The sequence below is a fragment of the Variovorax sp. V93 genome, assembly GCF_041154485.1.
In the GTDB taxonomy this organism is placed as follows: Bacteria; Pseudomonadota; Gammaproteobacteria; order Burkholderiales; family Burkholderiaceae_C; genus Variovorax; species Variovorax beijingensis_A.
Genome location: NZ_AP028669.1, coordinates 2,460,867 through 2,486,191 on the forward strand (window position 1 = coordinate 2,460,867; position 25,325 = coordinate 2,486,191).

The 25,325-nt window shown below is 69.0% G+C and carries 21 protein-coding genes and 1 other RNA gene; 15 read left to right on the forward strand and 7 right to left on the reverse strand.

Translation table 11 applies throughout. The features are described 5' to 3' along the window. Positions 1-90 precede the first annotated feature (90 nt). From ACAM54_RS11655 to ACAM54_RS11680, 6 genes are all read left to right on the forward strand, one after another. Positions 91-2,685, forward strand: a complete 2,595-nt coding sequence (locus ACAM54_RS11655; protein ID WP_369650779.1) for a PD-(D/E)XK nuclease family protein — start codon at positions 91-93, stop codon at positions 2,683-2,685. After that, entirely contained in the window at positions 2,682-5,945 is a 3,264-nt protein-coding gene (locus ACAM54_RS11660) for a UvrD-helicase domain-containing protein (protein WP_369650780.1), read from the forward strand. The genes ACAM54_RS11655 and ACAM54_RS11660 overlap by 4 nt, the downstream gene beginning before the upstream one ends. Further along, positions 5,942-7,180, forward strand: a complete 1,239-nt coding sequence (locus ACAM54_RS11665; protein WP_025569358.1) for a TIGR03862 family flavoprotein — start codon at positions 5,942-5,944, stop codon at positions 7,178-7,180. The genes ACAM54_RS11660 and ACAM54_RS11665 overlap by 4 nt, the downstream gene beginning before the upstream one ends. A gap of 81 nt (positions 7,181-7,261) precedes the next feature. Continuing rightward, a complete protein-coding gene (locus ACAM54_RS11670; RefSeq protein ID WP_369650781.1) occupies positions 7,262-9,175 on the forward strand; it encodes a galactose oxidase-like domain-containing protein in 1,914 nt (637 codons plus the stop codon). 6 nt (positions 9,176-9,181) lie between these two features. Next, positions 9,182-9,655 (forward strand): hypothetical protein, encoded by a 474-nt coding sequence (locus ACAM54_RS11675; protein WP_261380292.1) that lies wholly within the window; start codon positions 9,182-9,184, stop codon positions 9,653-9,655. Next, positions 9,652-10,251, forward strand: a complete 600-nt coding sequence (locus ACAM54_RS11680) for an SCO family protein (protein ID WP_049809347.1) — start codon at positions 9,652-9,654, stop codon at positions 10,249-10,251. Before ACAM54_RS11675 ends, ACAM54_RS11680 begins: the two co-directional genes overlap by 4 nt. Before the next feature lie 106 nt (positions 10,252-10,357). Here the strand turns inward: ACAM54_RS11680 and ffs are convergent. Further along, positions 10,358-10,454: signal recognition particle sRNA small type (ffs, locus tag ACAM54_RS11685), an RNA gene on the reverse strand. Positions 10,455-10,634: 180 nt separating this feature from the next. On the opposite strand from ffs, the gene dnaX reads away from it, so the two are divergent. The 7 genes from dnaX (at position 10,635) to ACAM54_RS11720 (ending at position 16,972) form a co-directional block, all read left to right on the forward strand. Next, positions 10,635-12,494 (forward strand): DNA polymerase III subunit gamma/tau, encoded by a 1,860-nt coding sequence (dnaX, locus tag ACAM54_RS11690; protein WP_025569362.1) that lies wholly within the window; start codon positions 10,635-10,637, stop codon positions 12,492-12,494. Positions 12,495-12,591: 97 nt separating this feature from the next. Continuing rightward, a complete protein-coding gene (locus ACAM54_RS11695) occupies positions 12,592-12,924 on the forward strand; it encodes a YbaB/EbfC family nucleoid-associated protein (RefSeq protein ID WP_012747441.1) in 333 nt (110 codons plus the stop codon). A 7-nt stretch (positions 12,925-12,931) separates the two neighbouring features. Next, entirely contained in the window at positions 12,932-13,522 is a 591-nt protein-coding gene (gene recR, locus ACAM54_RS11700; protein WP_025569363.1) for a recombination mediator RecR, read from the forward strand. Positions 13,523-13,573: 51 nt separating this feature from the next. Further along, positions 13,574-13,966 (forward strand): MAPEG family protein, encoded by a 393-nt coding sequence (locus tag ACAM54_RS11705; protein ID WP_369650782.1) that lies wholly within the window; start codon positions 13,574-13,576, stop codon positions 13,964-13,966. Between the two features lie 170 nt (positions 13,967-14,136). After that, the gene (locus ACAM54_RS11710; RefSeq protein WP_025569365.1) at positions 14,137-15,171 is read left to right on the forward strand and encodes an ABC transporter substrate-binding protein; all 1,035 of its coding nucleotides are present in this window, start codon (positions 14,137-14,139) and stop codon (positions 15,169-15,171) included. A 74-nt stretch (positions 15,172-15,245) separates the two neighbouring features. Further along, positions 15,246-16,142 (forward strand): ATP-binding cassette domain-containing protein, encoded by an 897-nt coding sequence (locus ACAM54_RS11715; RefSeq protein ID WP_025569366.1) that lies wholly within the window; start codon positions 15,246-15,248, stop codon positions 16,140-16,142. Continuing rightward, positions 16,142-16,972, forward strand: a complete 831-nt coding sequence (locus ACAM54_RS11720) for an ABC transporter permease (protein WP_186454177.1) — start codon at positions 16,142-16,144, stop codon at positions 16,970-16,972. The genes ACAM54_RS11715 and ACAM54_RS11720 overlap by 1 nt, the downstream gene beginning before the upstream one ends. A 37-nt stretch (positions 16,973-17,009) precedes the next feature. On the opposite strand, the gene ACAM54_RS11725 is transcribed toward ACAM54_RS11720, so the two are convergent. Together ACAM54_RS11725 and gloB are read right to left on the reverse strand one after the other, a co-directional pair. Continuing rightward, positions 17,010-18,620 carry a transglycosylase SLT domain-containing protein gene (locus ACAM54_RS11725; protein WP_025569368.1) on the reverse strand — a complete coding sequence of 537 codons (1,611 nt, stop codon included), beginning with the start codon at positions 18,618-18,620 and terminating at the stop codon, positions 17,010-17,012. Further along, positions 18,617-19,396 carry a hydroxyacylglutathione hydrolase gene (gene gloB, locus ACAM54_RS11730; RefSeq protein ID WP_025569369.1) on the reverse strand — a complete coding sequence of 260 codons (780 nt, stop codon included), beginning with the start codon at positions 19,394-19,396 and terminating at the stop codon, positions 18,617-18,619. The genes ACAM54_RS11725 and gloB overlap by 4 nt, the downstream gene beginning before the upstream one ends. On the opposite strand from gloB, the gene ACAM54_RS11735 reads away from it, so the two are divergent. Both ACAM54_RS11735 and rnhA read left to right on the forward strand, forming a co-directional pair. Further along, entirely contained in the window at positions 19,395-20,171 is a 777-nt protein-coding gene (locus ACAM54_RS11735; protein WP_029689450.1) for a methyltransferase domain-containing protein, read from the forward strand. The two genes, gloB and ACAM54_RS11735, sit on opposite strands and share 2 nt — an antisense overlap. A 35-nt stretch (positions 20,172-20,206) precedes the next feature. Continuing rightward, positions 20,207-20,656: a ribonuclease HI gene (gene rnhA / locus ACAM54_RS11740; RefSeq protein WP_012747450.1), complete on the forward strand. Its 450-nt coding sequence runs from the start codon at positions 20,207-20,209 to the stop codon at positions 20,654-20,656. A gap of 11 nt (positions 20,657-20,667) precedes the next feature. On the opposite strand, the gene glp is transcribed toward rnhA, so the two are convergent. From glp to ACAM54_RS11760, 4 genes are all read right to left on the reverse strand, one after another. Next, on the reverse strand, positions 20,668-21,984 hold the full coding sequence (glp, locus tag ACAM54_RS11745; RefSeq protein ID WP_025569464.1) for a gephyrin-like molybdotransferase Glp: 1,317 nt from the start codon (positions 21,982-21,984) through the stop codon (positions 20,668-20,670). Further along, on the reverse strand, positions 21,981-22,631 hold the full coding sequence (gene mobA, locus ACAM54_RS11750; RefSeq protein ID WP_369650783.1) for a molybdenum cofactor guanylyltransferase MobA: 651 nt from the start codon (positions 22,629-22,631) through the stop codon (positions 21,981-21,983). The genes glp and mobA overlap by 4 nt, the downstream gene beginning before the upstream one ends. After that, on the reverse strand, positions 22,628-23,779 hold the full coding sequence (moaA, locus tag ACAM54_RS11755; protein WP_025569466.1) for a GTP 3',8-cyclase MoaA: 1,152 nt from the start codon (positions 23,777-23,779) through the stop codon (positions 22,628-22,630). Before moaA ends, mobA begins: the two co-directional genes overlap by 4 nt. A 100-nt stretch (positions 23,780-23,879) precedes the next feature. Then, entirely contained in the window at positions 23,880-25,313 is a 1,434-nt protein-coding gene (locus tag ACAM54_RS11760; RefSeq protein ID WP_025569467.1) for an aldehyde dehydrogenase family protein, read from the reverse strand. Between the last annotated feature and the right edge of the window lie 12 nt (positions 25,314-25,325).

Below are 25,325 nucleotides of genomic sequence, written 5' to 3' on the forward strand. Positions count from 1 at the left end.
GGGTGGGGTGCCATGCGGGAACGCTATGGCGCCGATAGCAAAAGCCCTTTGCGCGTTGCGCCTCCACGCCCTCCAACCCCTCGATAGAACATGAACGAAGGCCACCCCGTCCAGGCCCTGTGGTGCGACCCCGCCGGCGGCGTCGTCGCGCGTATCGCTGGCGCCATTGCGCAGCACGGGCTGCATGCGGCGCGCACCGTGGTGCTGGTGCCGTATGCGCAATTGATGGGTGTGGCCCACGGCATGTGGTCGCGCTGCGGCAGCCCGGGCTTCGCGCCGCGCTTCGAGACCACGCGCAACTGGGCGCGCAGCGCGGGCGGCTTCCTGCCCACGGGCTACGACATTGCTTTCGACATGGCGCGCGACCTGGTCACGGCCCAGGCGCTGCTGTCGCAGGCCGGCTTTGCCGCCGAACGCTTCGCGCTGGCCGGGCGTGTGGTCGAGTTGGCCTACCAGCTGGCGCCCCTGGCGGCGGCCGCGCTGCCCGGGGTACGCGGCAGCGAATGGGCGCAGCGCGCGGCCCAGGTGGCCGATGCGGGCAGCGAGTCGGAATGGTTCCGCATCGAGAGCGCGCTGATCCGCGTCGCGATGGCCTGGGCCGCCAATTCGGGCTATGCCACCGACGTGCTGCTGCGCGACACGGTGCGTGCGCAGGTCGATGCGCTGATCGTGCTCGAAGGCTTCCAGGCCGATCCACTCACGCAGACACTCTGCAGCCTGTGGGGCGATCGCGCCATCCATCTCTCGCTGGTGCCCACAAGCCCTGCGGCCGCTACGGCAGCCGCGCATGTCGCCGCCGATCCGGAAGACGAAGCCGAACTGGCGGCCGCCTGCGTGCTGCGGCACCTGGCCGAAGGCCGCGCGCCGGTGGCACTGATCGCGACCGACCGGGCGCTCACGCGGCGCATCGGCGCGCAGCTGCAGGCGCAGGGTGTCACGGCGCACGACGAAACCGGCTGGAAGCTTTCCACCACGCGCGCCGCCGCCACCGTGATGAGCGCGCTGCGCGCCTGCGCGCACGACGCCGGCAGCGACCAGGTGCTCGAATGGCTCAAGAGCGGCGCCGACGGCGATGCGCTCGCCGTCCAGGCGCTCGAATCCCGGCTGCGGCGCGAAGGCGTGCGCGAGTGGTCCGCCTGGTGCGGCCGGGCCGCGCGCAGCGAGAAGCCGCAGGACATCGCGCTGCTGCCGTTCACCGAAGCCATCGAAGGCCGCCGCATGGCCATGGCCCGCTCGAGGCCCCTGGCCGAATGGCTGCGCGCCGTGCGCGAACTGCTGGAGGCCGGGGAGCAATGGGAACCGCTCGCAGCCGACATGGCCGGCGCCAAGGTGATCGGCGCCTTGTGGCTCGATGCCGATGTCCATGGCGAAGACGACGAATTTCCCGGCGGACGCCACACGCTGGCCGAGTTCACGGCCTGGGTGCGCGACGTGCTCGAAGATGCGAGCTTCGTGCCGCCCGCCGGCGGCGAGGCGCCGCAGGTGGTGGTGCTGCCGCTGCATCAATTGCTGGGCCGCGCGTTCGGCGCGGTGGTCATTCCCGGTTGCGACGACCGGCGCCTGCCCGCATCGCCCGAGCCGCCCGGCAATTGGAGCGCCGCGCAGCGCGCCGAACTGGGCCTGCCCGCGCGCGAGACGCTCGAGGCCGCGCAACGCTCTGCATGGGCCGCGGCCCTGTGCAATCCGAATTGCGAAGTGCTGTGGCGCCAGTCCGATGCGAGCGGCGAGCCGGTCCGCCCCAGCCCGCTGGTGCAGGCGCTGCAGCTCGACCACGCCCTGCAAATGATGGCGGACCCGCGCACGCCGCGCGAGGTGGCGCTGCAGCCGACCGCCTACCCGACGCCGTCGGGGGCGCTGCTGCCATTGCGCAACATCTCCACCAGCGTCTACGAAGACCTGCGCCGCTGTCCCTACCGCTTCTTCGCGCTGCGGCAACTGGGCCTGCGCAGCGCCGACGAGCTCGATGCCGAGGTCGACAAGCGCGACTTCGGCAACTGGCTGCATGCCGTGCTGGGCCATTTCCATGAGGCGCTGCAAGAGAAGCCAACCAGCGATGCCGCTGAGCGTGCAGCGTACATCAGCGCGGCGGCCGAGCGCGCCACGCGCGAGTTCGGACTGTCCGATGCCGAGTTCCTGCCGTTCGCGGCGGCATGGCCGGCGGTGCGCGACGGCTACCTCCAATGGCTTGCCGGGCACGAGGCGAGCGGCGCCGTGTTCGCTGAATCCGAACCCTGGATGGAACAGCCGCTGGGCAACCTGCAACTGGTCGGCCGGCTCGACCGCATCGACCGCATGCCGGACGGCCAGGCCTTCGTGATCGACTACAAGACCGAATCGGCCGCGGTGACCAAGGAGCGCGTGAAGGATCCAACCGAGGACACGCAGCTCGCCTTCTATGCCGCGCTGGTGGCCGACGACACCTTGCGCGCGGCCTACGTCAACGTCGGCGAGAAGTCGTCCGGCACGCAGACCGTCGAGCAGCCCGTGGTGGTGGAGGCGCGCGATGCGCTGGTGGCCGGCATCCTCGACGACTTCACCCGCATTGCCCAGGGCGCGGCGCTGCCGCCGCTGGGGGAGGGCGCAGTCTGCGACTACTGCGCGGCACGCGGGCTTTGCAGAAAAGATTTCTGGGAGATCGAACAGCCTGTACTTTCGTCTCCGACCGAGGGAGGGCCTGCGAAATGAACGGCGCCGCCTACGAACACAACGGCCGGCACGTCACGCGCGAGGCCTTCTACACCGTCGCCTGCGATCCGCGTCGCTCGGTGGCCGTCGAAGCCTGCGCCGGCGCGGGCAAGACCTGGATGCTGGTGTCGCGCATCCTGCGTGCGCTGCTCGAGGAAGGCGAATCCGCCTGCGAGCCGCACGAGATCCTGGCCATCACCTTCACCAAGAAGGCCGCCGGCGAAATGCGCGAGCGGCTCGACCAATGGCTCGAGCAGTTCGCCGAGCGCAGCCCCGAGGAGCTGGTGCGCGAACTCGTGATCCGCGGCGTCGAGCCCGATGCCGCGCTGGCCGCCGTGCCGCGCCTGCAAGGCCTCTACAGGCGCCTGCTCGAAGGCGGCCGGCCGGTGCAGTTCCGCACCTTCCACGCCTGGTTCGCGGGCCTGCTGCGCAACGCGCCGCTGGCGGTGCTGCGCGAGCTCGGCCTGCCCGCGAACTACGAGCTGCTCGAGGACGATGCCGAGGCGCGCTCGCGCACCTGGCGCCCCTTCTTCGAAGCGGTGACGGCCGACAAGGAGGCGCTGGCCGACTACTACGCCGTCGTCGCCACCTATGGCCGGTCGCAGACCGCCAAGGCCCTGGGCGAAGCGCTCACGCGCCGGGTCGAGTTCTCGCTGTCCGACCCGGTGTCGGCGGTGCAGCATTTCAGCGCGCTTCATCCCTCGCTCGAGGGACTGGACGAACCGACCGGCGCATTGCGCGGGGAGCAGGTTCGGCGCCGCTGGCTCGACCGTGCCGCCGCACTCGGCCGCGAAGCCAACAAGACGCCGCAGAAAGCGGCCGAGGCGATCATCGACGTGTTCGGCAATGGCGAACCGCCGCAGGAGTCGCTCCCTGCCGCGCTCGCGCACCTGCGCAAGAACTTCTTCGTCGCCACCGAAGACCGGCTCAACAAGAACCTGCAGAAATACCCCGCCGCACAAGAAGCCGAGGCCGAGCTCCAGACTCTGTGCGCCGCGCAGGCCCAGCATGCGGCCTGGCTCTACCAGCAGCGCATGACGCGCCTCACGCGCCTTCTGATCTCCGCCTTCGCCGAGGTCAAGCGTGCCCACGGCTGGGTCGACATGAACGACGTCGAACAGGCCGCGCAATTGCTGCTGGGCCAGTCGGCGCTGTCGGGCTGGGTGCAGGAGCGGCTCGATGCGCGCATCGCGCACCTGCTGATCGACGAGTTCCAGGACACCAATCCGCTGCAGTGGCAGGCGCTCTACGGCTGGCTCAGCGCCTACACCGGCGCGGGCGGCAAGGCGCCGCGCGTCTTCATCGTGGGCGACCCGAAGCAGAGCATCTACCGCTTCCGCCGCGCCGAGCCGCAGGTCTTCATCGCCGCGAAGAGATTCGTGCGCGAAGGGCTGGGCGGCGAGCTGCTCAATTGCGACCACACCCACCGCAACGCGCGCGCGGTGGTCGGCCTGGTCAACCAGTCCATGCTGGCCGCGCAGGACGCCGGCGAGTTCGACGGCTACCGCGCGCACACCACCGAGCGCAGCGACGCGGGCGATCTGCTCAAGCTCCCGCCCATCGACCGCGGCGCCCTCGATACCACAGCCGAGGCCGCGCCCGCGGACGACGGCATGCTGCACTGGCGCGACAGCCTCGTCACGCCGCGGGTGCTGCCCGAAGAGCAGTTGCTGCAAAAGGAATGCGAGCAGGCCGCGCGCTGGGTCGCGCAGCGCATTGCCGACGGCACGCCGCCGCGCCAGATCATGGTGCTGGCGCGCCGCCGCAACCGGCTGTCCGCCATGCAGGACGCGCTGCGCCAGCGCCACATTCCCGTGCAGCAGCCCGAGAAGAACGAACTGCACGACGCCCCCGAAGTGCAGGACGTGGTGGCGTTGATCGATGCGCTGGTGTCGCCCGCGCACGACCTTTCTCTGGCGCGCGCGCTCAAGTCGCCGCTCTTCGGCATCAGCGACGAGGCGCTGGTGCAGCTGGCGCTGCGCCAGCGCGAGCACTCCTCTTCAAGCTGGTTCGCGCTGATCCAGAAAGGCGAGGGCCTGCCGGCGGAACTGGCCGAGGCCGGCGTCAGGCTCAGGCAGTGGCAGCGCTGGCTCGCCGCATTGCCGCCGCACGATGCGCTCAGTGCGATCTTTCACGATGGCGACGTGCTGGCCAGGTTCGGCGCCGCCATGCCTTCGGCCATGCGCCAGAGCGCGCTGGCCAATCTGCGCGGGTTGCTGGCGGCTTCGCTCGAGATCGAGGGCGCGCGCTTTGCCACGCCCTATGCGCTGGTGCGTGCGCTGCGCGCCGGCGGCGTCAGGGCGCCTTCCGTCGCCGTGCCCGATGCGGTGCAACTGCTCACCGTGCACGGTGCCAAGGGCCTGGAAGCCGACACCGTGCTCATGCTCGACTGCGACGCGCCGCCGCCGCGCGCCCAGACCATGGGCGTGCTGGTTGAATGGAAGGGCAGCGACAGCGCGCCCACGCGCTTCGTGTTCCTGGCAAGCGAAAAAACGCCGCCGGGTTGCGCGGCCACCCTGCTCGAGGAAGAACAGCGCGCGCGCCATCGCGAGGAGCTCAACGGCCTCTACGTCGCGACCACGCGGGCGCGCGAGCGCCTCGTGCTGTCGTCGGTGCAGCCGGCCCGGGCCAACGAGGGCAGCTGGTGGTCGCGGCTCGAATCGATGTGCGAGCCCGTTGAAGCCGACGAGCCGCTGCTCGCGCTGCCCGTGGAGACCGGGGCCGGAAATTTCTCGATGAAGAAGATGCCCGTCCTCGCATCTGCGGCCAAGGAAGCACCGGCCACCAGGCAAGCCGCAGGCGCTACCGTCGATGCGCGGGCTGCGGCCTTCGGCCAGGCGATGCACCGGCTGCTCGAATGGGCCCTTCCGGGCGAGGCACTGCCGCCCGCGCACGTGCGCGCCGCGGCCCGCGAATTCATGCTCGACGCGCAACAGGCGCGCGGCGCTGCAGTGCTGGCCGAGCGCATCCGCGCGGGCGCCGGCGCCTGGGCGTGGGATGAGCGCATGATCGACTGGCACGGCAACGAAGTGACGCTGGTCCACGAAGGCGAGACGCTGCGCATCGACCGCCTGGTGCGCGAGCGCGCCAGCGGTGCCTGGTGGATCCTCGACTACAAATCCGCTACGCGCCCCGAACGGGACGCGGAATTGATCGCACAGATGCAGCGCTACCGCGCGGCCGTGCAACATGCCTATCCCGGTGCCTTGGTGCGCGCCGCGTTCCTGACCGGGCAGGGCGAACTGGTAACTCTCGAATGACTCTTTCCCAAACCGTCGCCGTGATCGGCGGCGGACCGGCCGGCCTGATGGCGGCCGAAGTCCTGAGCGCGTCCGGCGTGCAGGTGCACGTCTACGACGCCATGCCCTCGGTGGGCCGCAAGTTCCTGCTGGCCGGCCGCGGCGGGATGAACCTTACGCACTCGGAGCCCTTCGACCTGTTCATGAGCCGCTTCGGCGAGCGCCGTGCGCAGCTCGAACCGATGCTCGCGCGCTTCGGTCCGCAGCAGGTGCGTGAATGGGCGGCCGGCCTCGGCATCGAGACCTTCGTCGGCACCTCGGGCCGCGTGTTTCCGACCGACATGAAGGCCGCCCCGCTGCTGCGCGCCTGGCTGCACCGGTTGCGCGCGGCGGGCGTGCAGTTCCATATGCGCCACCGCTGGCTCGGTGACGCATCGCCCGACACCGCCTCGCTGCGCTTCGCCACTCCGACGGGCGAGGCCATCGCGAAGGCCGATGCGGTGGTGCTCGCCCTGGGTGGTGCGAGCTGGGCGCGGCTGGGCTCGGATGGGGCGTGGGCGCCGTGGCTGCAGGCGCGCGGGATCGACGTCGCGCCGCTGCTGCCTGCCAACTGCGGTTTCGACGGGACAGGGTGGAGCGAACATTTCGCGAGCCGTTTCGCGGGCCAGCCCTTCAAGTCGGTTGCGATTGCGTTCACCGACAGCCAGGGGCGTCGCTTTGCGCGCAAGGGCGAATTCGTGGCAACCGCGACCGGCATCGAAGGCAGCCTGATCTATGCGGCATCGGCCTTGCTGCGCGACGAGATCGCCGCGCACGGCAGCGCGACGCTGCTCCTCGATCTGCTGCCCGACCGCAGCGCCGAGCAGGTGCTGGCCGCTGTGAAGCATCCGCGCGGCGCCCGCTCGCTCAGCAGCCATCTGAAGAGCCGGCTCGGGCTGGAAGGCATCAAGGCCGGCGTGCTGCACGAGGCGCTCAGCCGCGAAGCCATGCAAGACCCCGTGCAGCTGGCGGCAACGATCAAGGCCGTGCCGCTGCGGCTGGTCGCGACCCGGCCCATCGACGAAGCCATCAGCACCGCAGGCGGCGTGCGCTTCGAGGCGCTCGACGAACGGCTCATGGCCAGCGCGGCGCCGGGCGTGTTCGTGGCAGGAGAAATGCTCGACTGGGAGGCGCCGACCGGCGGCTACCTGCTGACAGCCTCGATGGCCAGCGGGGCGGCTGCGGCGCGCGGCGCGATCGAGCGGCTGGGTCTTTGAGGGTATAACTGAATACTTTTGTATTGTTTATTGCGCGCACAAGGAATAAGCTGCAACCAGACAAAAAATAAAGGAGCAGCGATGACCAGCGTTCCATCGCCGCGCGCCGCGCGCGGGCTTGCTTATGCATCCCTGGTGTTCCTGGTTTGGTCCGGCGGTGACGCAGGAAGCGGCGCCCGCGCGCAGGGCGCGAATCCGACGCTGGCGGGCACGTCCGCATCGGCAAGCAAGCCGGTGCCGCCAGACGGACAGCCGGCCTCCCTCACCAGTCCGTCCCCCGGCACCAAGTTCGCCAGCCGCAGCGCGACCTTCGTCTGGACCAACACGGGTGCCAACCAGTACGGCTTGACGATCCTGTCGGCCTCTTCGGCGACACCCGTGGTGGACACATCGACCAGCGCGACAACGCTGACGGTGACAAACCTTCCCATAGACGGCGCGGGACTCGTGGTCCGGCTGCGCTCCCGATTCAAGGGAAAGTGGCTGCCGGCCAACGAGTACCTGTTCACGGCGGCCGGCTACACCGCGGCGCAATCGACCGCCGCAGTGAAGCCCTGGTCCGATCCGATCGCATTGCCGCTCGTGCCCGCGTCGGCCGCGAACCTGCCGGACGGCAAGCTGCTGCTGTGGGCTGCCCGCTCGCCCAACAGCTTCAGCACGAGCAGCAGCGAGGCCTACACCTACACCACGGTGTTCGATCCTGTCACGCGAAGCTCCAGCCCGTTGTCGATCACGGCGACCGGCCACCAGATGTTCTGCCCCGGCCTGAGCATGCTGGCCGATGGCAGCGTGCTGGTCAGCGGCGGCAGCGATGCGACCAAGACCTCGATCTACGACCCGGCGCTGGGCGGCTGGGCGGCGGGGGCGCAACTCGGTATCGCACGTGCCTACCAGGCGAGCACGACGATGTCCGACGGCTCTGTGTTCACAGTCGGCGGGTCGTGGAACGGCGGGCAGGGCGGCAAGTACGGCGAGGTGTGGTCGGCCGCCACCAGGACCTGGCGCACGCTGTCCGGCGTACCGGCCAACATGCCCGATGCGAGCAATGTCGCGAACCCGCCGCTGGCCGGCCCGGACGCGGCCGGGGTCTACCGGGGCGACAACCACATGTGGCTGTTCGGCGCCGCCGACGGCTGGGTATTCCACGCCGGTCCCGCGGCGGCAATGCATTGGATCGACACACGCGGCAGCGGCGCGATCCTGCAGGCCGGTCCACGCAGCGACGACCCCTATGCCATGACCGCCAGCGCCGTGATGTACGACATCGGCAAGATCCTCAAGCTCGGCGGCGCGCCCAACCACGACAGCGGCGACGCCTTCAAGACCGCCTACATCATCGACATCAGCGCGGGCGCGCCGACGGCACCCACGGTGCGCAAGCTCTCGCCGATGGCCTATGGCCGAACCTTTGTCAACAGCGTGGTGCTGCCTAACGGCGAGGTGTTCGTGATAGGCGGGCAGACGCAGCCCGTTCCGTTTTCCGACTCCTACAGCGTGCTGGCCGCCGAGCTGTGGAGCCCGGGGCTGGAGAGCTTCATCACGGTGCCGCCGATGCAGAAACCGCGCAACTATCACAGCGTGGCCCTGCTGCTGCCGGACGGACGCGTGCTGGCGGGCGGCGGCGGGCTGTGCGACTGCGTGGGCGACCACCCTGATGCGGAGATCTACACGCCACCGTACCTGCTGACGAGCGACGGTTCGCCCGCCTCCCGCCCGGCCATCACGGCCGCGCCGGCCAGCGCCACATGGGGGAGCCAGATCGCCGTGGCGACCGACCGTGCGGCGGCCCACTTTGCGCTGGTGCGCATGGCATCGGCCACTCATTCGGTCAACACCGACCAGCGCCGCATCCCGTTGGCGTTCACGGGCACGGCAGGCAACTACCAGTTGGGCATTCCGGCCGACCGCGGCACGGTGCTGCCGGGCAACTACATGCTGTTCGCGCTCGACAGCAGTGGCGTGCCGAGCGTGGCGCGGACCATCAACATCCGGTAGCGGCCGGTGCGCTTCGCGAAGCCGAGGCCGTCGATGATGATGCTGGCGCTGGCCTTCGGAACCGCACTGGCTGTTGGCCCGGCGTGGTCCGAAGAGCCTGAAGCGGCCGTGCCTTCCTCGGTGGCGCGCGGCGTGCGCCTGTTCGATGGCGCCGAGCCGCTCGCCGGCACACTGTCCGGCCACAACGCGCCGCTGCCGAGTGCAGCGACGCGCTGCATCCAATGCCATGCGGGGCCCGGCAGGTCCGCCGCCGCGGTCCCCGGATTCGCGCCGCCGCTCGACCGGCGCCAGTTGCGCGAAACCCTCCCGCGGCGCGGCGGCCCGCCCGTCGCGTACGAGCGCGCATCCTTCTGCCGCACGCTGCGCACCGGCGTCGACCCGGCCCACGTCACGCTGCCCCGAGCCATGCCGCGCTTCGATGCCGACGATGGCCAGTGCGCGGCGTTGTGGGACTACCTGACGCAGGCTCCCTCCGAATGAACGCGCCTCGCCGCCTCCTAACCTGCCGGGCTGCATCCCTCGGGCGCCGGCGCCTGCTTGCCGCGAGCGCGCTGGCGTGGCTGGGTGTGCCTCCGGCCCGCGCGAACGACAGCACCGGCCCGGTGATGCCGGCGGTGGCGGCCCCGGCCCTGCCGCTGCGGCGCCATGATGGCGCCGCGCCGATGCTCGCGGCGCAGCTCCAAGGCAGCCTGACGGCCGTTCAACTGATGTTCACCGGTTGCAGCACGGTCTGCCCGATTCAGGGGGCCTTGTTCTCGACGCTGCAGGCGGCATTGCTGACCGAGCGCAATGCAGCGGTGCGTCTGCTGTCGCTGAGCATCGATCCGCTGGCCGACGACCCCGCGGCATTGAGCGCTTGGCTGCGGCGTTTTGGCGCAAGACCGACGTGGAGCGCGGCGGCGCCAGCCCCCGAAGCACTCGACTCGATGTTCAGGCTTTTCACGGGAGGCGCGGCAGCGGGCGACCGGCATACCGGCCAGGTTTATCTGTTCGATCGCCGCGCCCGCCTGGTCTGGCGTACCAGCGAACTGCCGCCTGCCGAAGAGGTCATGGCCGGCTTGCGACAGATTGGATAGCGGGGGGCAGCTGTGCGAAAGTCTGCAGGCAGGTTCTGCGGACCGGGACTCGTGGCCCCTGTTCAGCGCGCAAGTTCTTGAGAGCTCACGGCTTCCTGGATGTTAGGTTGACGAGCCTTACCCCTGGCACTGACTACGCAGTTAGGGCTGCTTGGTTCCCCACCTGACCCGGTTGGCCACTTCACCATGCAGGGAGGCCCGTCAAAGGCTATTGTAACCCCCCAGGCTGCGCGCACTTCGTGTCGCTTCGCCCACCCCCCTGCTGGGGGCGATACCAGCGGCCCGGCGGAGCTGGTTCCGCGGTATCCCGCGAAAAGACAGGGGCCTTTTTTGATTGCGGGGTGGGGCCGAGGACCCGCCTCGCGCCTTTTAGAATGCCCGCAATGTCTTATCTCGTGCTCGCTCGCAAGTTCCGTCCGAAAACCTTCGGTGAGATGGTTGGCCAGGGGCACGTGGTGCAGGCGCTCGAGAACGCGTTGACCACGCAGCGCCTGCATCACGCCTATCTTTTCACCGGGACGCGGGGCGTGGGCAAGACCACCGTCTCGCGTATCCTGGCCAAGTCGCTCAATTGCCAGGGGCCGGACGGGCAGGGCGGCATCACGGCCACGCCTTGCGGGGTGTGCCAGGCCTGCAAGGACATCGATTCGGGCCGTTTCGTCGACTACACCGAACTCGACGCGGCATCGAACCGCGGCGTGGACGAGGTGCAGTCGCTGCTCGAGCAGGCGGTCTACAAGCCGGTGCAGGGGCGCTTCAAGGTCTTCATGATCGACGAAGTGCACATGCTCACCAACACCGCGTTCAACGCGATGCTGAAGACGCTCGAGGAGCCGCCGGAATACCTCAAGTTCGTGCTCGCCACCACCGATCCGCAGAAGGTGCCGGTCACGGTGCTGTCGCGCTGCCTGCAGTTCAACCTGCGGCCGATGGCGCCCGAGACGGTGCTGGAGCACCTCACGGGCGTGTTGCAGGCCGAGCAGGTGCCGGCCGAGCCGCAGGCGCTGCGCCTGCTGGCACGTGCGGCGCGCGGCTCGATGCGCGATGCGCTGTCGCTCACCGACCAGGCCATCGCGTTCGGCAACGGTGAACTGCTCGAAAGCGGCGTGCGCCAGATGCTCGGCAGCGTGGACCGCGGCCATGTGTTCAAGCTGATCGAGGCGCTGGCACTGGGCGATGGCAGGACGGTGGTCGACACCTCCGAGGCGCTGCGGCGCGACGGCATGTCGGCCGCGTCCACGCTGGAAGAAATGACCGCCGTGCTGCAGGCCATGGCCGTGCTGCAGGCAGTGCCCTCGCGGGCCGAATCGGCCGATTCGGCGACCGATCCCGACGCCGCCGACACGGCGCGCCTCGCGTCGCTGATGCCGGCCGACGAAACCCAGCTGCTCTACAGCCTGTGCCTGCACGGGCGCGGCGAACTGGGCCTGGCGCCCGACGAATACGCGGCGCTGACCATGGTGCTGTTGCGGCTTCTGGCTTTCAAGCCTTCCAACGCGGCCGCTGCTTCGGCCTCCGCGGAAAAAAAAACTCTGAATGAAGCCGCCCGGGCGGTTTCGGTCCCTGCGGCCGTGGCACCGGCTCATCAGCACACGGCGGTGATCGCCGCGCCGCCAGCGTCGAATCCCCCCGCTGCGCCGGTACCTCGATCCAACCCGGCGCCGGCCGGCCAGCGCCTGGCCGTGGTCAGCGAGCCGGTGCGGCAGGGCGGGGCCCGGGCTTCCGCCGAGGCCGAACCCTCGCCGGCTGCGGAAGCGCCGCGGGTGCTTGCCGTTCCGATGCGCGTGCAGCCGCCGCCGAGCCAGCGCGACGCGCCGCGCCCCGACGAGCAGCGCGGCCCGGCGCCGCCCATTCCGCCGAGCGAGGACGGCGACTTCTGGCACGCCACGGTCACGCAGATGATCGCGGCCGAGAGCATCAACGCGCTGGCGCGCGAGCTCGCGCTCCAGTCGCAGCTGGTGGCGCGCGATGTCGACCAGTGGATACTTCGCGTCGAGCGCGAGCTGCTCAACCAGCCTTCGGCCCGCGAGAAGCTCACCGATGCGCTGGCGGCGCTCGGCCACGGCGTGAAGCTCGCGATCGAGATCGGCGCCGTGGTCGACAGCCCCGCGCGCCGCAACAAGCAGGCGGCCGACGAGCGCCAGCGCGTGGCCGAGGAGGCCATCCGCAGCGATCCCGAAGTACAGATGCTGATGCGCGAATTCGATGCGAAGATCGTGCCCGGAACACTCAAGCCCGCCTGACTGAACGCCACTGAAAAACCGTGCCGGCTCTTGCGGCATTCGGCATCGGCCGCCATCTCTCTTATCCTTCATCCATCTCAACCAATCAGGACCAACGATGTTCAACAAAGGACAACTGGCCGGCCTCATGAAGCAGGCGCAGGCAATGCAGGACAACCTCAAGAAGGCCCAGGAAGAACTGGCCACCATCGAGGTCGAAGGCGAGTCGGGTGCGGGCCTCGTGAAGGTCGTGATGACCTGCAAGCACGACGTCAAGCGCATCACCATCGACCCGAGCCTCCTGGCCGATGACAAGGACATGCTCGAAGACCTCGTGGCCGCCGCCTTCAATGCCGCGGTGCGCAAGGCCGAGGAAACCAGCGAACAGAAGATGGGCAAGCTCACCGCGGGCATGCCGGGCCTTCCGCCCGGCATGAAGCTGCCGTTCTGAGCCATTGATGGCCGACGCCAGTTCGCTTGACGCCCTGGTCGATGCGCTGCGCCGCCTGCCCGGCGTCGGCGTCAAGTCGGCCTCGCGCATGGCCTTCCACTTGCTGCAGCACGACCGCGAGGGCGCACAGCTGCTTGCGCGCGCCTTGCAGCAGGCGGCCGGCAACGTGCGGCATTGCGAGCGCTGCAACACCTTCACCGAAGCACCAGTCTGCAACGTGTGCCTGGACACGCGCCGCGACGCAGGCAAGCTCTGCGTGGTCGAGACGCCGGCCGACCAGGCCGCGCTCGAGCGCACCGGGGCCTTCCGCGGCTACTACTTCGTGCTGATGGGCAAGCTCAGCCCGCTCGACGGCATCGGGCCCAAGGACATCGGTTTGCAGAAGCTCTTCGACCGCGCGCTGGACGGCACCGTGAGCGAGGTGATCCTGGCCACCAACTTCACGGCAGAGGGCGAAGCCACCGCGCACGTGATCGGCGAAGCGCTCCGGCAGCGGGGCCTGAACGTGACGCGCCTCGCGCGCGGCGTGCCCGCGGGCAGCGAACTCGAATACGTGGATCTCGGGACCATCGCGCATGCCCTGGTGGACCGCCGATAGCGCGCAGCGGCCGCTGCAGCCGCTGCGCTGAACGCAGACAAGCAACCCCCCATGACTTTTTCCTTGCTCACCGTCGCTTATTGGTGCGTGTTCATCGCCTGCGGCCTGCCGTATTTCGCGGCATGGATCGCCAAGGCCGGCAGCTTTGGTCCGCGCGACAACGTGCAGCCGCGCGACTGGGCCGCAAGGCAAAGCGGCTGGCGGGCGCGCGCCAACAGCGCGCAGGCCAACAGCTTCGAAGGCCTTCCGTTCTTCATCGGCGCGGTGATCATTGCGCATCAGCTCGGCGCCAATCAGGCGCGGCTCGACATGCTGGCGGTGGCCTATGTCGTACTGCGTGTGATCTATATCGCGGTCTATATCAAGGGCATCGGCTCCGTGCGCAGTGCGGTCTGGGCGCTCGGTTTCGTGGTCAATATCGCGATCCTTTTTCTCGCGCGCTAAGAGCGAAAAAAGCCTCTGTGCCAGCGCGCAGCAGGCCGTTTGGCACAGGCCTCGCGGAGGTCTTCATGCTTACGTGGAAACCCGCACGGGATGACCCCGATGCAGGCAACGGGGGCGCACCCCTAAGCTCGATTCAGTCCACCAGAATCAAGCGCCCGCAGGATTGCTCCATGCTCCACCGCAGAACCCTCATGACAGTCTCCGCAGTCGCTGCGGCAACCATCGCGCTGCCGCGGGTTTTTGCGCAAGCCAAGCTCGAGAAGACGAAGATTTCCATCGCAGTGGGCGGCAAGGCGGCGTTCTACTATTTGCCGCTCACCATCTCCGAACAGCTCGGCTACTTCAAGGCCGAAGGCCTCGACGTCGAGATCTCCGATTTCGCCGGCGGCGCACGCGCGCTGCAAGCCGTGGTGGGCGGATCGGCGGACGTATGCTCCGGCGCCTACGAGCACACCATCAACCTGCAGGCCAAGAACCAGTTTTTCCAGGCCTTCGTGCTCCAGGGCCGCGCGCCGCAGATCGCGGTGGGGGTGTCGACCAAGAACATGGCGGGCTACACCGGCATTCCCGATCTCAAGGGCAAGAAGATCGGCGTCTCGGCGCCGGGCTCCTCGACCAACATGGTGGCCAACCTGGTGCTGTCGCGCGGCGGCCTCAAGGCCAGCGACGTGAGCTACATCGGCGTGGGCGTGGCGGCCGGCGCGCTCACGGCGCTGCGCTCGGGCCAGATCGACGCCATCAGCAACACCGACCCCGTCATGACCATGCTCGAGCAGAAGGGCGACGTGAAGATCATCAGCGACACGCGCACGCTCAAGGGCACGCAGCAGGTGTTCGGCGGGCCGATGCCTGCCGCCTGCCTCTATGCGCCGGTCGACTTCATCCAGAAGAATCCCAACACCTGCCAGGCGCTGGCCAATGCGATCGTGCACGGCCTCAAGTGGCTGCAGACCGCCGGCCCGGGCGACATCATCAAGACAGTGCCCGAAACCTACCTGCTCGGCGACCGCGCGCTGTACCTCGCGTCCTTCGACAAGGTGCGCGAATCGATCGCCACCGACGGCCTCGTGCCGGCCGACGGTCCCAAGACGGCGCTCACCGCGATCTCGAGCTTCGACACCGCAGTGAAGCCCGACAAGATCGATCTCACGAAGACCTACACCAACGATTTTGCAAGGCGCGCGAAAGACAGGTTCAAAGCCTGATTCCGAACGTCCCCGCGACCCGGCTTCGGCCGGGTTTTTTCTTGTGGCGGCCAATGCCAGAATTCTCGCCAGACATGTCCGACTACGCACTCGAGCTTCTCTCCATCAGCTGCACCTTCCATTCGAAGGACGACCCGGGCCAGCGCTACACCGCGGTGGCCGACACTACGCTGCGCGTGCGGGCCGGAGAATTCGTCTCGGTGGTGGGCCCCACGGGCTGCGGCAAGTCGACCCTGCTGAACGTGGGCGCGGGCCTGCTCGAGCCGTCGTCGGGTGCCGTCAAGGTCTTCGGCCAGACGCTCGCGGGCGTGAATGCGCGCGCCGGCTACATGTTCCAGACCGAGGCACTGATGCCGTGGCGAAGCGCCATCGACAACGTGATGGTGGGGCTGCAGTACCGCGGCGTGCCCGATGCCGATGCGCGCGGGCAGGCCGAGGCCTGGCTCTCTCGCGTGGGCCTCTCGGGCTTTGGCGACCGCTATCCGCACCAGCTCTCGGGCGGCATGCGCAAGCGCGTGGCGCTCGCGCAGACGCTGGTGCTCGACCCCGACATCATCCTCATGGACGAGCCCTTCAGCGCGCTCGACATCCAGACGCGCCAGCTGATGGAGAACGAGGTGCTCGAACTCTGGAGCGCGCCGAGCGAGGGCCGCCGGGCCGCCCCAAGGCAGGAGCTCACCCCCTCGGGGGGTGGGCGCACAGCGCCCGGGGGCTCGCACGGACGGAAGGCAGTGCTCTTTATCACGCATGACCTCGACGAGGCCATTGCGATGAGCGACCGCGTGGTGGTGCTGTCGGCCGGGCCGGCCACGCATCCGATCGGCGAGTTCGCGATCGATCTTGCGCGCCCGCGCGACGTGGCCGAGGTGCGCACGCAGCCGCGCTTCGTCGAGCTGCACACGCAGATCTGGGAGGTGCTGCGCGACGAAGTGCTCAAGGGCTATGCGCAGCAGCTGAGGAAGGCCGCATGATGCCGCGCCTGAACGAACGCAACGCGCGCTTCTGGCAGCTGGTGCTGCTCGCGATCATCCTGGTGGGCTGGCACCTGGCTTCGCGCAACCAGCAGGTGGCTTTCTTCCTGGGTGAGCCGATCCAGGTGGCGGGGCGCATCTGGAGCTGGTTCCTGCCGTTCGAGGTGCCGCCGAACCTGCTGTTTCCTGAAGGCCTGAAAGGCAATGCCGACATCTACCGGCACCTGGGCACCACGCTGCTCGAGACGGTGCTGGCCTTCGGCATCGGCACCGTGCTCGGGCTGGCCTGCGGGCTCTGGCTGGCGCTGGCACCCACCGCGAGCCTGATCCTCGACCCCTACATCAAGGCCGCCAATTCCATGCCGCGCGTGATCCTCGCGCCCATCTTCGCGCTGTGGTTCGGCCTGGGCATCTGGAGCAAGGTGGCGCTGGCCGTCACGCTGGTGTTCTTCATCGTGTTCTTCAACGTCTACCAGGGCGTGCGCGAGGTGAGCCCGGTGGTGCTGGCCAACGCGAAGATGCTCGGCGCCAACCAGCGGCAACTGCTTCGCACGGTCTACCTGCCGAGCGCGACGAGCTGGGTGTTCTCGAGCCTGCACACCTCGGTGGGCCTGGCCTTCGTCGGCGCGGTGGTCGGTGAGTACCTGGGCTCGGCACGCGGCGTGGGCTACCTGATCCTCCAGGCCGAGGGCACCTTCGACGTGAACACCGTCTTTGCCGGCATCGTGGTGCTGACAGGCTTTGCGCTCTTGCTCGACGGCCTGGTCGGCCTGATCGAGAAGCGGCTGATGAAGTGGCAGCCGCGCAGCGGCGAAACCGAAAAGCTCTAGCGCAGCGCCTCGGTTGCCGCCGGCTCGCAGGCAAGGCTCAGCGCTTTTTCTTCGACGGCGTGCCGCCGCGCTTCTCGCGTACCACCTGCTTGCTTGCCGGCGTCTTCACCACCACGTTGCGGCCGCGCGCGGCAACCGCTTTCACCTGGCTGCCGCCGCGCTTGTCGGCAACGGCGGCTCGGCCGTGCGCCCGTGCCGCGCCCGATCCGACGCGCGCTTCGGGCGCAGCACGAACCGGCAGATACACCACCACGCTGTAGCCGCGCTTGAACGCGTGGTTGAGCTTGACGTCGTTCCACTCGGCCACGCTGTCGGGCTTGAGCTTGTAGCGGCGCGCGATGCTGGCCACGCTGTCGTTGCGTCCGGCCTTGACGGTGGTGCGGCGATTGACGATTTCGGGCTGGAAGCTCAGGTGGCCGCTGTCCGCCACCAGTGCCGTCACGTCCTCCTTGACGCGGGCGCTGCGCGGCACGATGAGCGTCGAGCCGGCCTTGATGAGCATGCGCGGCGGGATGCTGTTGAGCGCGCGCAGGTCGGCCTCGCTCATGCCCGAGCGCTGGGCCGCATCGGCCACCGTCATCGTGTTGGGAACCACCCATGCCGTCCAGCTGGCGTACTGGCCTTGCGAGTACGCATCGAAGTTGCGCTGGAACACGGCCGCGTTGTCCCAGGGCAGGAGGATCTGCGGCGTGCCGGCCGCCAGCAGCACGGGCTTGTGCGCGGCCGGATTGAGGGCGCGGAAGTCTTCGAGGCGGATGTCGGCCAGCTTGGCGGCGAGTTCGACGTCGAGGTCGCGCGTGAGCGTCACGGTCTGGAAGTACGGGTGGTTCGCGATCAGCGGCAGCTCGGTGTTGAACGCCTGCGGATTGGCCACGATGTTCTTCACCGCCTGCAGCTTGGGCACGTAGAGCCGCGTTTCGGCCGGCATGGAAAGATCGCTGTAGGTGGTGGGCAGGCCCAGGCGCTGGTTCTTGGCGATCGCGCGGCTCACGCTGCCTTCGCCCCAGTTGTAGGCGGCCAGGGCGAGCTGCCAGTCGCCGAACATGCCGTAGAGCTTTTGCAGGTAGTCGAGTGCGGCGCGCGTCGAGGCCACCACATCGCGCCTGTCGTCGCGGAAGATGTTCTGCTTGAGGTCGAAGTCGGTGCCGGTGGCGGGCATGAACTGCCACATGCCCGCGGCGCGCGCGCTGGAAATGGCCTGCGGGTTGAACGCGCTCTCGATGTACGGCAGCAGCGCGAGCTCGGTCGGCATGTTGCGCCGCTCGAGTTCCTCGACGATGTGGAAGATGTACTTGTTCGAGCGCTCGGTCATGCGCTGGATGTAGTCGGGCCGGCTGGCATACCACTGCTCGCGGTCGCGCACCAGGTCGCTCTCGAGGTTCGGCATCTTGAAGCCGCGGCGGATGCGGTCCCACATGTCGGCGGGCGGCGCCAGCGTGACGACGCTCTGCGAATGGGCTTCGCTGCTGGTGATGGGAGTGAGCGGGCCACCCGGGTAGACCGGCGCGGCGCTGCCGGAGGCCTTGGCGCCGGTGCCGCCGGCGGAGGATGGCGCGGATGCGGCGGTGGAGGAAGACGAGCTGGTGGTGCCCGCGCAGCCCGCGAGCAACAGTGAGCCTGCAAGGCAGACAGCAGCGATAAGTTTCATCGGAAGTCGTTTTTCCATTGGCGCAGCGCAGCAAACACGTCGGCTTCGGCCGCATCGGCGGAAAGCTCGGCGTGCTCGCGCACCGCTCTAAGGACAGTGGCTTCGCGGCTGCGAAGAAAGGGGTTGATCCGGCGTTCGGTGGCCAGTTGCGAGGGCAGTGTGGGCCGCCCCTGCGCGCGCAGGCTTTCACAGTGCGCGCTGTACTGAGTCAGATCGGCATTGCCGGGTTCCACCGCGCGGGCGAAACGCAGGTTAGCAAGTGTGTATTCGTGCGCGCAGCATACGCGTGTGTCGCCCGGCAGCGCGGCGAGCGCATCGAGCGAAGCCAGCATTTGCGCCGGCGTGCCTTCGAACAGCCGGCCGCAGCCGCCGGAGAACAGCGTGTCGCCGCAAAAAAGAAGCGGCGTCCGGCCGGCGTTTGCGGGCAGGAAGTACGCGATGTGGCCGGCCGTGTGGCCCGGCACGTCGATGACCGAAAAGCGCAGCCCGAGCACCTCGGCCGTGTCGCCGTGCGACAGCGGCTTGAACGGCTCCGGAATGCGTTCGCGCGCCGGACCGAAGACCGGTGCGCCGGTGGCCGCATGGAGCGCGGCCACGCCGCCCGTGTGATCGGGGTGATGATGCGTGACTAGAATCGCGGCGAGCTGCAGCTTGTCGCGCGCCAAGGCGTCGAACACGGGTTGGGCGTCGCCCGGGTCCACCACGATCGCGTTGGACCCGTCCTGCAGCATCCAGATGTAGTTGTCAGCGAAGGCGGGCAGCGGAACAAGGGTCATGAGCGGTCAAATTATAGGTTTGCAGGATTGGTTCGCGACCCCCCCCGGCCGCTACCTGCTCGCGTGGGAGCAGGCCCAGTTCGACGAGGCCGTGGCGGATGTTTTTGGCTACCACGCGCTGCAGCTCGGCGCCGCCGGCGTCGACGGCCTGCGCACCAACCGGATGCCGCATCGCTGGCTGGCCCTGCCCGACCCGGGCCAGACGTCCGGCAGGGCGGCGCTGTTCACCGATTTTGCGGCGCTGCCGTTTGCTGCCAACAGCCTCGACCTGGTGGTGCTGCCGCATGCGCTGGAGCTCAGTGAGGACCCCCACGCGGCCTTGCGCGAAGTGGAGCGGGTGCTGGTACCCGAGGGCCGCGTGGTGATCTGCGGACTCAATCCGGCCAGCCTCTGGGGCATGCGGCAGCGCCGCGCGCACCTGTACCGCAGGCTTGGCTTCGGCGACCTCTTCCTGCCCGAGGGCGGCGAGTTCATCGGCTACTGGCGCATGCGCGACTGGCTGCGGCTCCTGAGCTTCGAGGTGGAGTCGGGGCGCTTCGGCGTCTACCGGCCCGCGGTGCGCAGCGAGGCGTGGCTCGAGCGCTGCCGCTGGATGGATGCCGCCGGCGAGCGCTGGTGGTCCATCTTCGGCGCGGCGTACTTCCTGGTGGCCGTCAAGCGCGTGCGCGGCATGCGCCTGCTGAGCGCCGACTGGCGCCGCGCAGCGGCGCGCGCCACCGCGCCGGTACCCATTGCAGGCAAGATGCACAAGGCCAAGGCCGACCGCGCCGATTGATATTGAAGTATTGAAAGAAGAAGGAAAAGAGCGTTTTGAACGAAGTCGTGATCTACACCGATGGTGCGTGCAAAGGCAATCCCGGCCCCGGCGGCTGGGGCGCGTGGCTCAAGTCGGGCGCCACCGAAAAGGAACTGTTCGGCGGCGAACTCAACACCACCAACAACCGGATGGAGCTCACCGCCGTGATCGAGGGACTGGCCGCGCTCAAGCGGCCCTGCAAGGTCATCCTCTACCTGGACAGCCAGTACGTGCGCATGGGCATTACCGAATGGATCCGCGGCTGGAAGGCCAAGGGCTGGCGCACCTCGACCAAGCAGCCGGTCAAGAACGTCGAGCTCTGGCAGAAACTCGACAAGCTGGTGGCCGAAGGAGGTCACGTGATCGAATGGCGCTGGGTCAAGGGCCATTCGGGCGACGTCGGCAACGAACGCGCCGACATGCTCGCCAACAAAGGCGTGGACAAGGCGCTGGGCCGGATCTGAGCCTTGGCCCTCTAAGCCTCCAGCATCATCACGTCGACCTCGTCGCCCGCGGCCACATTGCCCTGGTCGTGGTGCAGCACCACGAGCCCGTTGGCTTCGACCATCGAACTCAGCACGCCGGAGCCCTGGTTGCCGGCGATGCGGACCTCAGGCAGCGCGCCGGCCACGGCCTGCACGAAGCCGCGCTGGTATTCGGTGCGGCCCGGTTTCTTGCGGATGGCGCTCGCGGCCCGCGCGCGCAGCAGGGGCGGCGGCGCCGCGGCAATCTCGTGGCAGCCCATCATGCGCAGCAAGGCCGGCCGCACGAAGGCGAGAAAGGTGACCATGACCGCCACCGGATTGCCGGGCAGGCCGAAGAGCACGGCCGAGCCTGGCTGCGGGGAGGCCTGCTGGCTGCGGGGAACGAGCCCGACGGCCATCGGCCGGCCGGGGCGCATGGCCACGCGCCAGAATGCCATGTCGCCGAGCTGCTGCATCACGGCCCGCGTATGGTCGGCGGCGCCGACGCTCACGCCGCCGCTGGTGATGATGGCGTCGGCCTGGCCCGCGGCCTGCTGCAGCGCGGCGCCGAGCGTGGCCGGGTCGTCGCGCACCAGGCCCAGGTCGACCACCTCGCAGCCCAGCCGCGTGAGCAGGCCGAACACCGTGTAGCGGTTGCTGTCGTACACCGCGCCTTCGCGAGGCGGCTCGCCGAGGCTCAGGATCTCGTCGCCGGTCGAGAAATAGGCCACGCGCAGCCGGCGCAGCGCCGGCACCGAAGGCAGGCCCAGGCTGGCGACCATGCCCAGCGCGGCGGGCGACAGGCGTTCGCCGCGGCGCAAGGCCGGCTGGCCCTGCATGAGGTCTTCGCCGGCGAAGCGGCGGTTGTCGCCGCGGCGGAGCACCTTGGCGGGAAAGCGCACGCGGTCGCCGTCGACCTTGCAGAATTCCTGCGGAATCACGGTGTCGAGCCCTTCGGGCATGACCGCGCCCGTCATGATGCGAACCGCGTCGCCGGCAGCCAGCGTGCCGCGCCACGCCGCGCCCGCCAATGCGGTGCCCACCACGCGCAGCTCGATGGAAGCGTCGGTGGGCGAATCGTCTCGCAGGATCGCGCCGTCGAAGGCAAAGCCGTCCATTGCGGAGTTGTCGTGCGGCGGCACGCTGACCGGCGAGATGATGTCTTCGGCCAGCACGCGGCCCAGCGCTTCGCGCAGCGCGACTTCTTCGCGCTCGGCCACCACGGCGGGCGCCACGAGCTGCGCCAGGAAGGCCTGGACGCCCTGGACGCTCAGCGCCTGGGGGTCATAGCCGGCAAGGGCGGCGGCAATGTCGGCGATGCGGCTCATCGGTTTTCCAGCGCGTGCAATTCGGCCAGCGTGTTGGCATTGAAGAAGGCGTCGGACGCGTCGCCGGGGCGGTCGAAGGGCACGAGCACGGTACGGTGCTGCGCGGTCCAGGCGTCGATCTTGCGGCCGCCGGACTGGGTGAAGTTCACCAGGCTTTCGAGCAGCGTGGTGCGCAGCAGGCAGAACACCGGCTGCGGCCGCAGCACCGGCGCCGCGCCGGGTTCGGCGGCGGCCTCGGGGGCGCTGACCATGGCGATTTCCGCGTCGTTGGCCATCAGGGCCTCGGCCAGCCGGCTCGCCAGATCGAGCGGAAACAGCGGCGTGTCGCAGGGCACGGTGAGCAGGTAGGGCGTTTCGCAGCGTTCCAGTCCTGTCAGGAAGCCTGCCAGCGGGCCGGCATAGTCAGCCAGGCTGTCGGGCCAGACCGGAACGCCGAAGGATTCGTAGGCCGCCAGGTTGCGGTTGGCATTGATCATGACCTCGCCCACCTGCATGCCCAGGCGCAGCACGGCATGCATGGCGAGCGGCGAGCCATTGAAGTTCTGCAGGCCCTTGTCGATACCGCCCATGCGCGAACCGCGGCCGCCGGCCAGCAGCAGGCCGGTGGTCTCGCTGGGGGAAATGGAATCTTGTGTTTTTGGGGTCATCCGCCGATATAGCTCATTTCGACGCGGCGCGGCGCGGGGTCGTTGGGGTCGTGCTCGCCGCTTTCGGGGCCGCGCAGCGCACGCAGTTCGGAATAGCGGTCGGCGCGGCCCTGCCAGATGTGGCCGATGGCGGAGCCGATGTCCTCGTCGGTGGCCGTACCGCGCAGCAGGGGGCGCAGGTCATGGCCCGCACTTGCGAAGAGGCAGAGGTAGAGCTTGCCCTCGGTGGAGAGGCGGGCGCGGCTGCAGTCGTGGCAGAAGGCCTGGGTGACGCTGCTGATCACGCCGATCTCACCGCCGCCATCGGCGTAGGCCCATCGCTGGGCGGTTTCGCCCGGCGCGCTGGGCTCGAGCGGCACCAGCGGAAACTCGGCACCGATGCGCGCAATGACCTCGGCCGAGGGCAGCACCTCGTCCATGCGCCAGCCGTTGGTGGCGCCCACGTCCATGTATTCGATGAAGCGCAGCACCACCTTGCCGCCGTGGTGGTCGCGGAAGTAGCGCGCCATCGGCAGGATTTCCTGCTCGTTGGTGCCGCGCTTGACCACCATGTTCACCTTCAGCGGGCCCAGGCCCGCGGCCAGCGCCGCCTCGATGCCGGCGAGCACGTCGGCCACCGGAAAATCGACGTCGTTCATGTGGCGGAACACCGCGTCGTCCAGGCTGTCGAGGCTCACGGTCACGCGCTGCAGGCCGGCAGCGGCCAGCGCGGCCGCCTTGCGCTGCAGCAGCGAGCCGTTGGTGGTGAGCGTGAGCGCGAGCGGTTCGCCACCCGGGGTGCGGATTTCAGACAGCTGCGCGACCAGCGCCTCGATGTTCTTGCGCAGCAGCGGCTCGCCGCCGGTCAGGCGGATCTTGCGCACGCCGTGGCCCGCGAACAGGCGCGCGAGCCGCGTGATTTCCTCGAAGCTCAGCAGCGCGCTGTGCGGCAGGTACTGGTAGTCCTTGTCGAACACATCCTTCGGCATGCAGTAGCTGCAGCGGAAGTTGCAGCGGTCGGTCACGCTGATGCGCAGGTCGGTCAGCGGCCGGCCCAGGCGGTCGAGCAGCCGCCCGGTGGCGGGCACGGCCACCTCCGGAACCGCCACGGCGGGGCGCGCGCGGCCGATTTCGGAGAGCGGAATGACGGTGGTGCTTTTGCGGTTCATGGACAGCGGCCAATTTACTCCATCGGGCGCGGGCCGATCCCGAAAGGGCTACTCCTCGGCGAGTGCCGCTCGGAACCCGGCCCCGCACGCAGCGCGCGCCTCAGCCGTGCTTGACGGCGACGGTCTTGAGCGTGGTGAAGCCGTAGAGCGCCTCGAAGCCCTTCTCGCGCCCGTAGCCCGACGACTTGACGCCGCCGAACGGCAGTTCCACGCCGCCGCCGGCGCCGTAATTGTTGATGAACACCTGGCCGCTGCGCACCCGCTTGGCCATGCGGAACTGGCGCGCACCGTCGGTCGTCCAGACACCGGCCACGAGGCCGAACTGCGTGGCGTTGGCGAGCGCCACCGCTTCGTCCTCGTCGGCGAACTGCATCGCGGCGAGCACCGGGCCGAACACCTCTTCCTGCGCCAGTCGGTGGTTCACCGGCACGTCGCGCAGCAGGGTGGGGGCCTGGTAGAAGCCGGTTTCGGGCGCCTCGTCGACCACGATGCCGTGGGCCACCATGGGGATTCCCGCCACCTGGGCATCGCTCAGGAAATCCCACACGCGCTGCTGCTGCGTCTGGCGGATCAGCGGGCCGACGTCCAGGTCCATGGCCGCGGGGCCGACGCGCAGGGCCTCGAAGGCCCGGCCGAGGCGCTCGAGCAGCGGCTCGTAGATGCCGCGCTGGATCAGCACGCGCGAGCCAGCCGAACAGGTCTGGCCGGCGTTCTGCACGATGGCGTTGATGATCACCGGAATGGCCGCGTCGAGATCGGCGTCGGCAAAGATGATCTGCGGGCTCTTGCCGCCGAGCTCGAGCGTGACCGGGCAATGCCGCTCGGCCGCCACCTGCTGGATCAGCGTGCCGATCTTGGGGCTGCCGGTGAAGCTGATGTGGTCGATGCCTTCGTGCCGCGCAAGCGCGTCGCCCACTTCATGGCCGTAGCCCGTCACGATGTTGAGCGCGCCGGCCGGAAAGCCGACTTCGGCCGCGAGCTGCGCCACGCGGATGAGGGAAAGGCAGGCATCTTCCGCCGGCTTCACCACGCACACGTTGCCGGCCGCCAGGGCGCCGCCCACGCTGCGCCCGAAAATCTGCATCGGGTAGTTCCACGGAATGATGTGGCCGGTGACGCCGTGCGGCTCGCGCCAGGTGAAGACGCTGTAGCCGTCCTGGTAGGGAATGGTTTCGCCGTGCAGCTTGTCGCAGGCGCCGGCATAGAACTCGAAATAGCGCACCAGCGCGAGCGCGTCGGCGCGGGCCTGCTTCACCGGCTTGCCGCAATCGCGCTGCTCGATAAGCGCGAGCTCGTCGACGTGCTCGGCGATCTTCTGCGAGAGCCTGTAGAGCAGGCGGCTGCGGTCGGCCGCGCTCACCTTGTGCCAGACGCCCTCGAAGCAGTCGCGCGCCGCGCGCACGGCGGAGTCGATGTCGGCGGCATTGCTGCGCTGGATTTCGTCGAAAGGCTGGCCGTCGGAGGGGTCGAGCACCTGCAGGGTGCGGCCGGAGGATGACGGGACGTCGGCGTTGGCGATGAAGTTGAGTTGCATGGGACGGGATTT

Bases quoted from the DNA above. Each gene is read 5' to 3' on its own strand.
- ACAM54_RS11715 (WP_025569366.1), top strand. From the start codon at position 15,246: ATGTCCGACTACGCACTCGAGCTTCTCTCCATCAGCTGCACCTTCCAT.
- ACAM54_RS11710 (WP_025569365.1), top strand. From the start codon at position 14,137: ATGCTCCACCGCAGAACCCTCATGACAGTCTCCGCAGTCGCTGCGGCA.
- ACAM54_RS11655 (WP_369650779.1), top strand. From the start codon at position 91: ATGAACGAAGGCCACCCCGTCCAGGCCCTGTGGTGCGACCCCGCCGGC.
- ACAM54_RS11725 (WP_025569368.1), bottom strand. From the start codon at position 18,620: ATGAAACTTATCGCTGCTGTCTGCCTTGCAGGCTCACTGTTGCTCGCG.
- ACAM54_RS11660 (WP_369650780.1), top strand. From the start codon at position 2,682: ATGAACGGCGCCGCCTACGAACACAACGGCCGGCACGTCACGCGCGAG.
- dnaX (WP_025569362.1), top strand. From the start codon at position 10,635: ATGTCTTATCTCGTGCTCGCTCGCAAGTTCCGTCCGAAAACCTTCGGT.
- ACAM54_RS11665 (WP_025569358.1), top strand. From the start codon at position 5,942: ATGACTCTTTCCCAAACCGTCGCCGTGATCGGCGGCGGACCGGCCGGC.
- ACAM54_RS11705 (WP_369650782.1), top strand. From the start codon at position 13,574: ATGACTTTTTCCTTGCTCACCGTCGCTTATTGGTGCGTGTTCATCGCC.
- ACAM54_RS11735 (WP_029689450.1), top strand. From the start codon at position 19,395: ATGAGCGGTCAAATTATAGGTTTGCAGGATTGGTTCGCGACCCCCCCC.
- ACAM54_RS11720 (WP_186454177.1), top strand. From the start codon at position 16,142: ATGCCGCGCCTGAACGAACGCAACGCGCGCTTCTGGCAGCTGGTGCTG.
- recR (WP_025569363.1), top strand. From the start codon at position 12,932: ATGGCCGACGCCAGTTCGCTTGACGCCCTGGTCGATGCGCTGCGCCGC.
- glp (WP_025569464.1), bottom strand. From the start codon at position 21,984: ATGAGCCGCATCGCCGACATTGCCGCCGCCCTTGCCGGCTATGACCCC.
- gloB (WP_025569369.1), bottom strand. From the start codon at position 19,396: ATGACCCTTGTTCCGCTGCCCGCCTTCGCTGACAACTACATCTGGATG.
- ACAM54_RS11670 (WP_369650781.1), top strand. From the start codon at position 7,262: ATGACCAGCGTTCCATCGCCGCGCGCCGCGCGCGGGCTTGCTTATGCA.
- ACAM54_RS11680 (WP_049809347.1), top strand. From the start codon at position 9,652: ATGAACGCGCCTCGCCGCCTCCTAACCTGCCGGGCTGCATCCCTCGGG.
- ACAM54_RS11760 (WP_025569467.1), bottom strand. From the start codon at position 25,313: ATGCAACTCAACTTCATCGCCAACGCCGACGTCCCGTCATCCTCCGGC.
- mobA (WP_369650783.1), bottom strand. From the start codon at position 22,631: ATGACCCCAAAAACACAAGATTCCATTTCCCCCAGCGAGACCACCGGC.
- moaA (WP_025569466.1), bottom strand. From the start codon at position 23,779: ATGAACCGCAAAAGCACCACCGTCATTCCGCTCTCCGAAATCGGCCGC.
- ACAM54_RS11695 (WP_012747441.1), top strand. From the start codon at position 12,592: ATGTTCAACAAAGGACAACTGGCCGGCCTCATGAAGCAGGCGCAGGCA.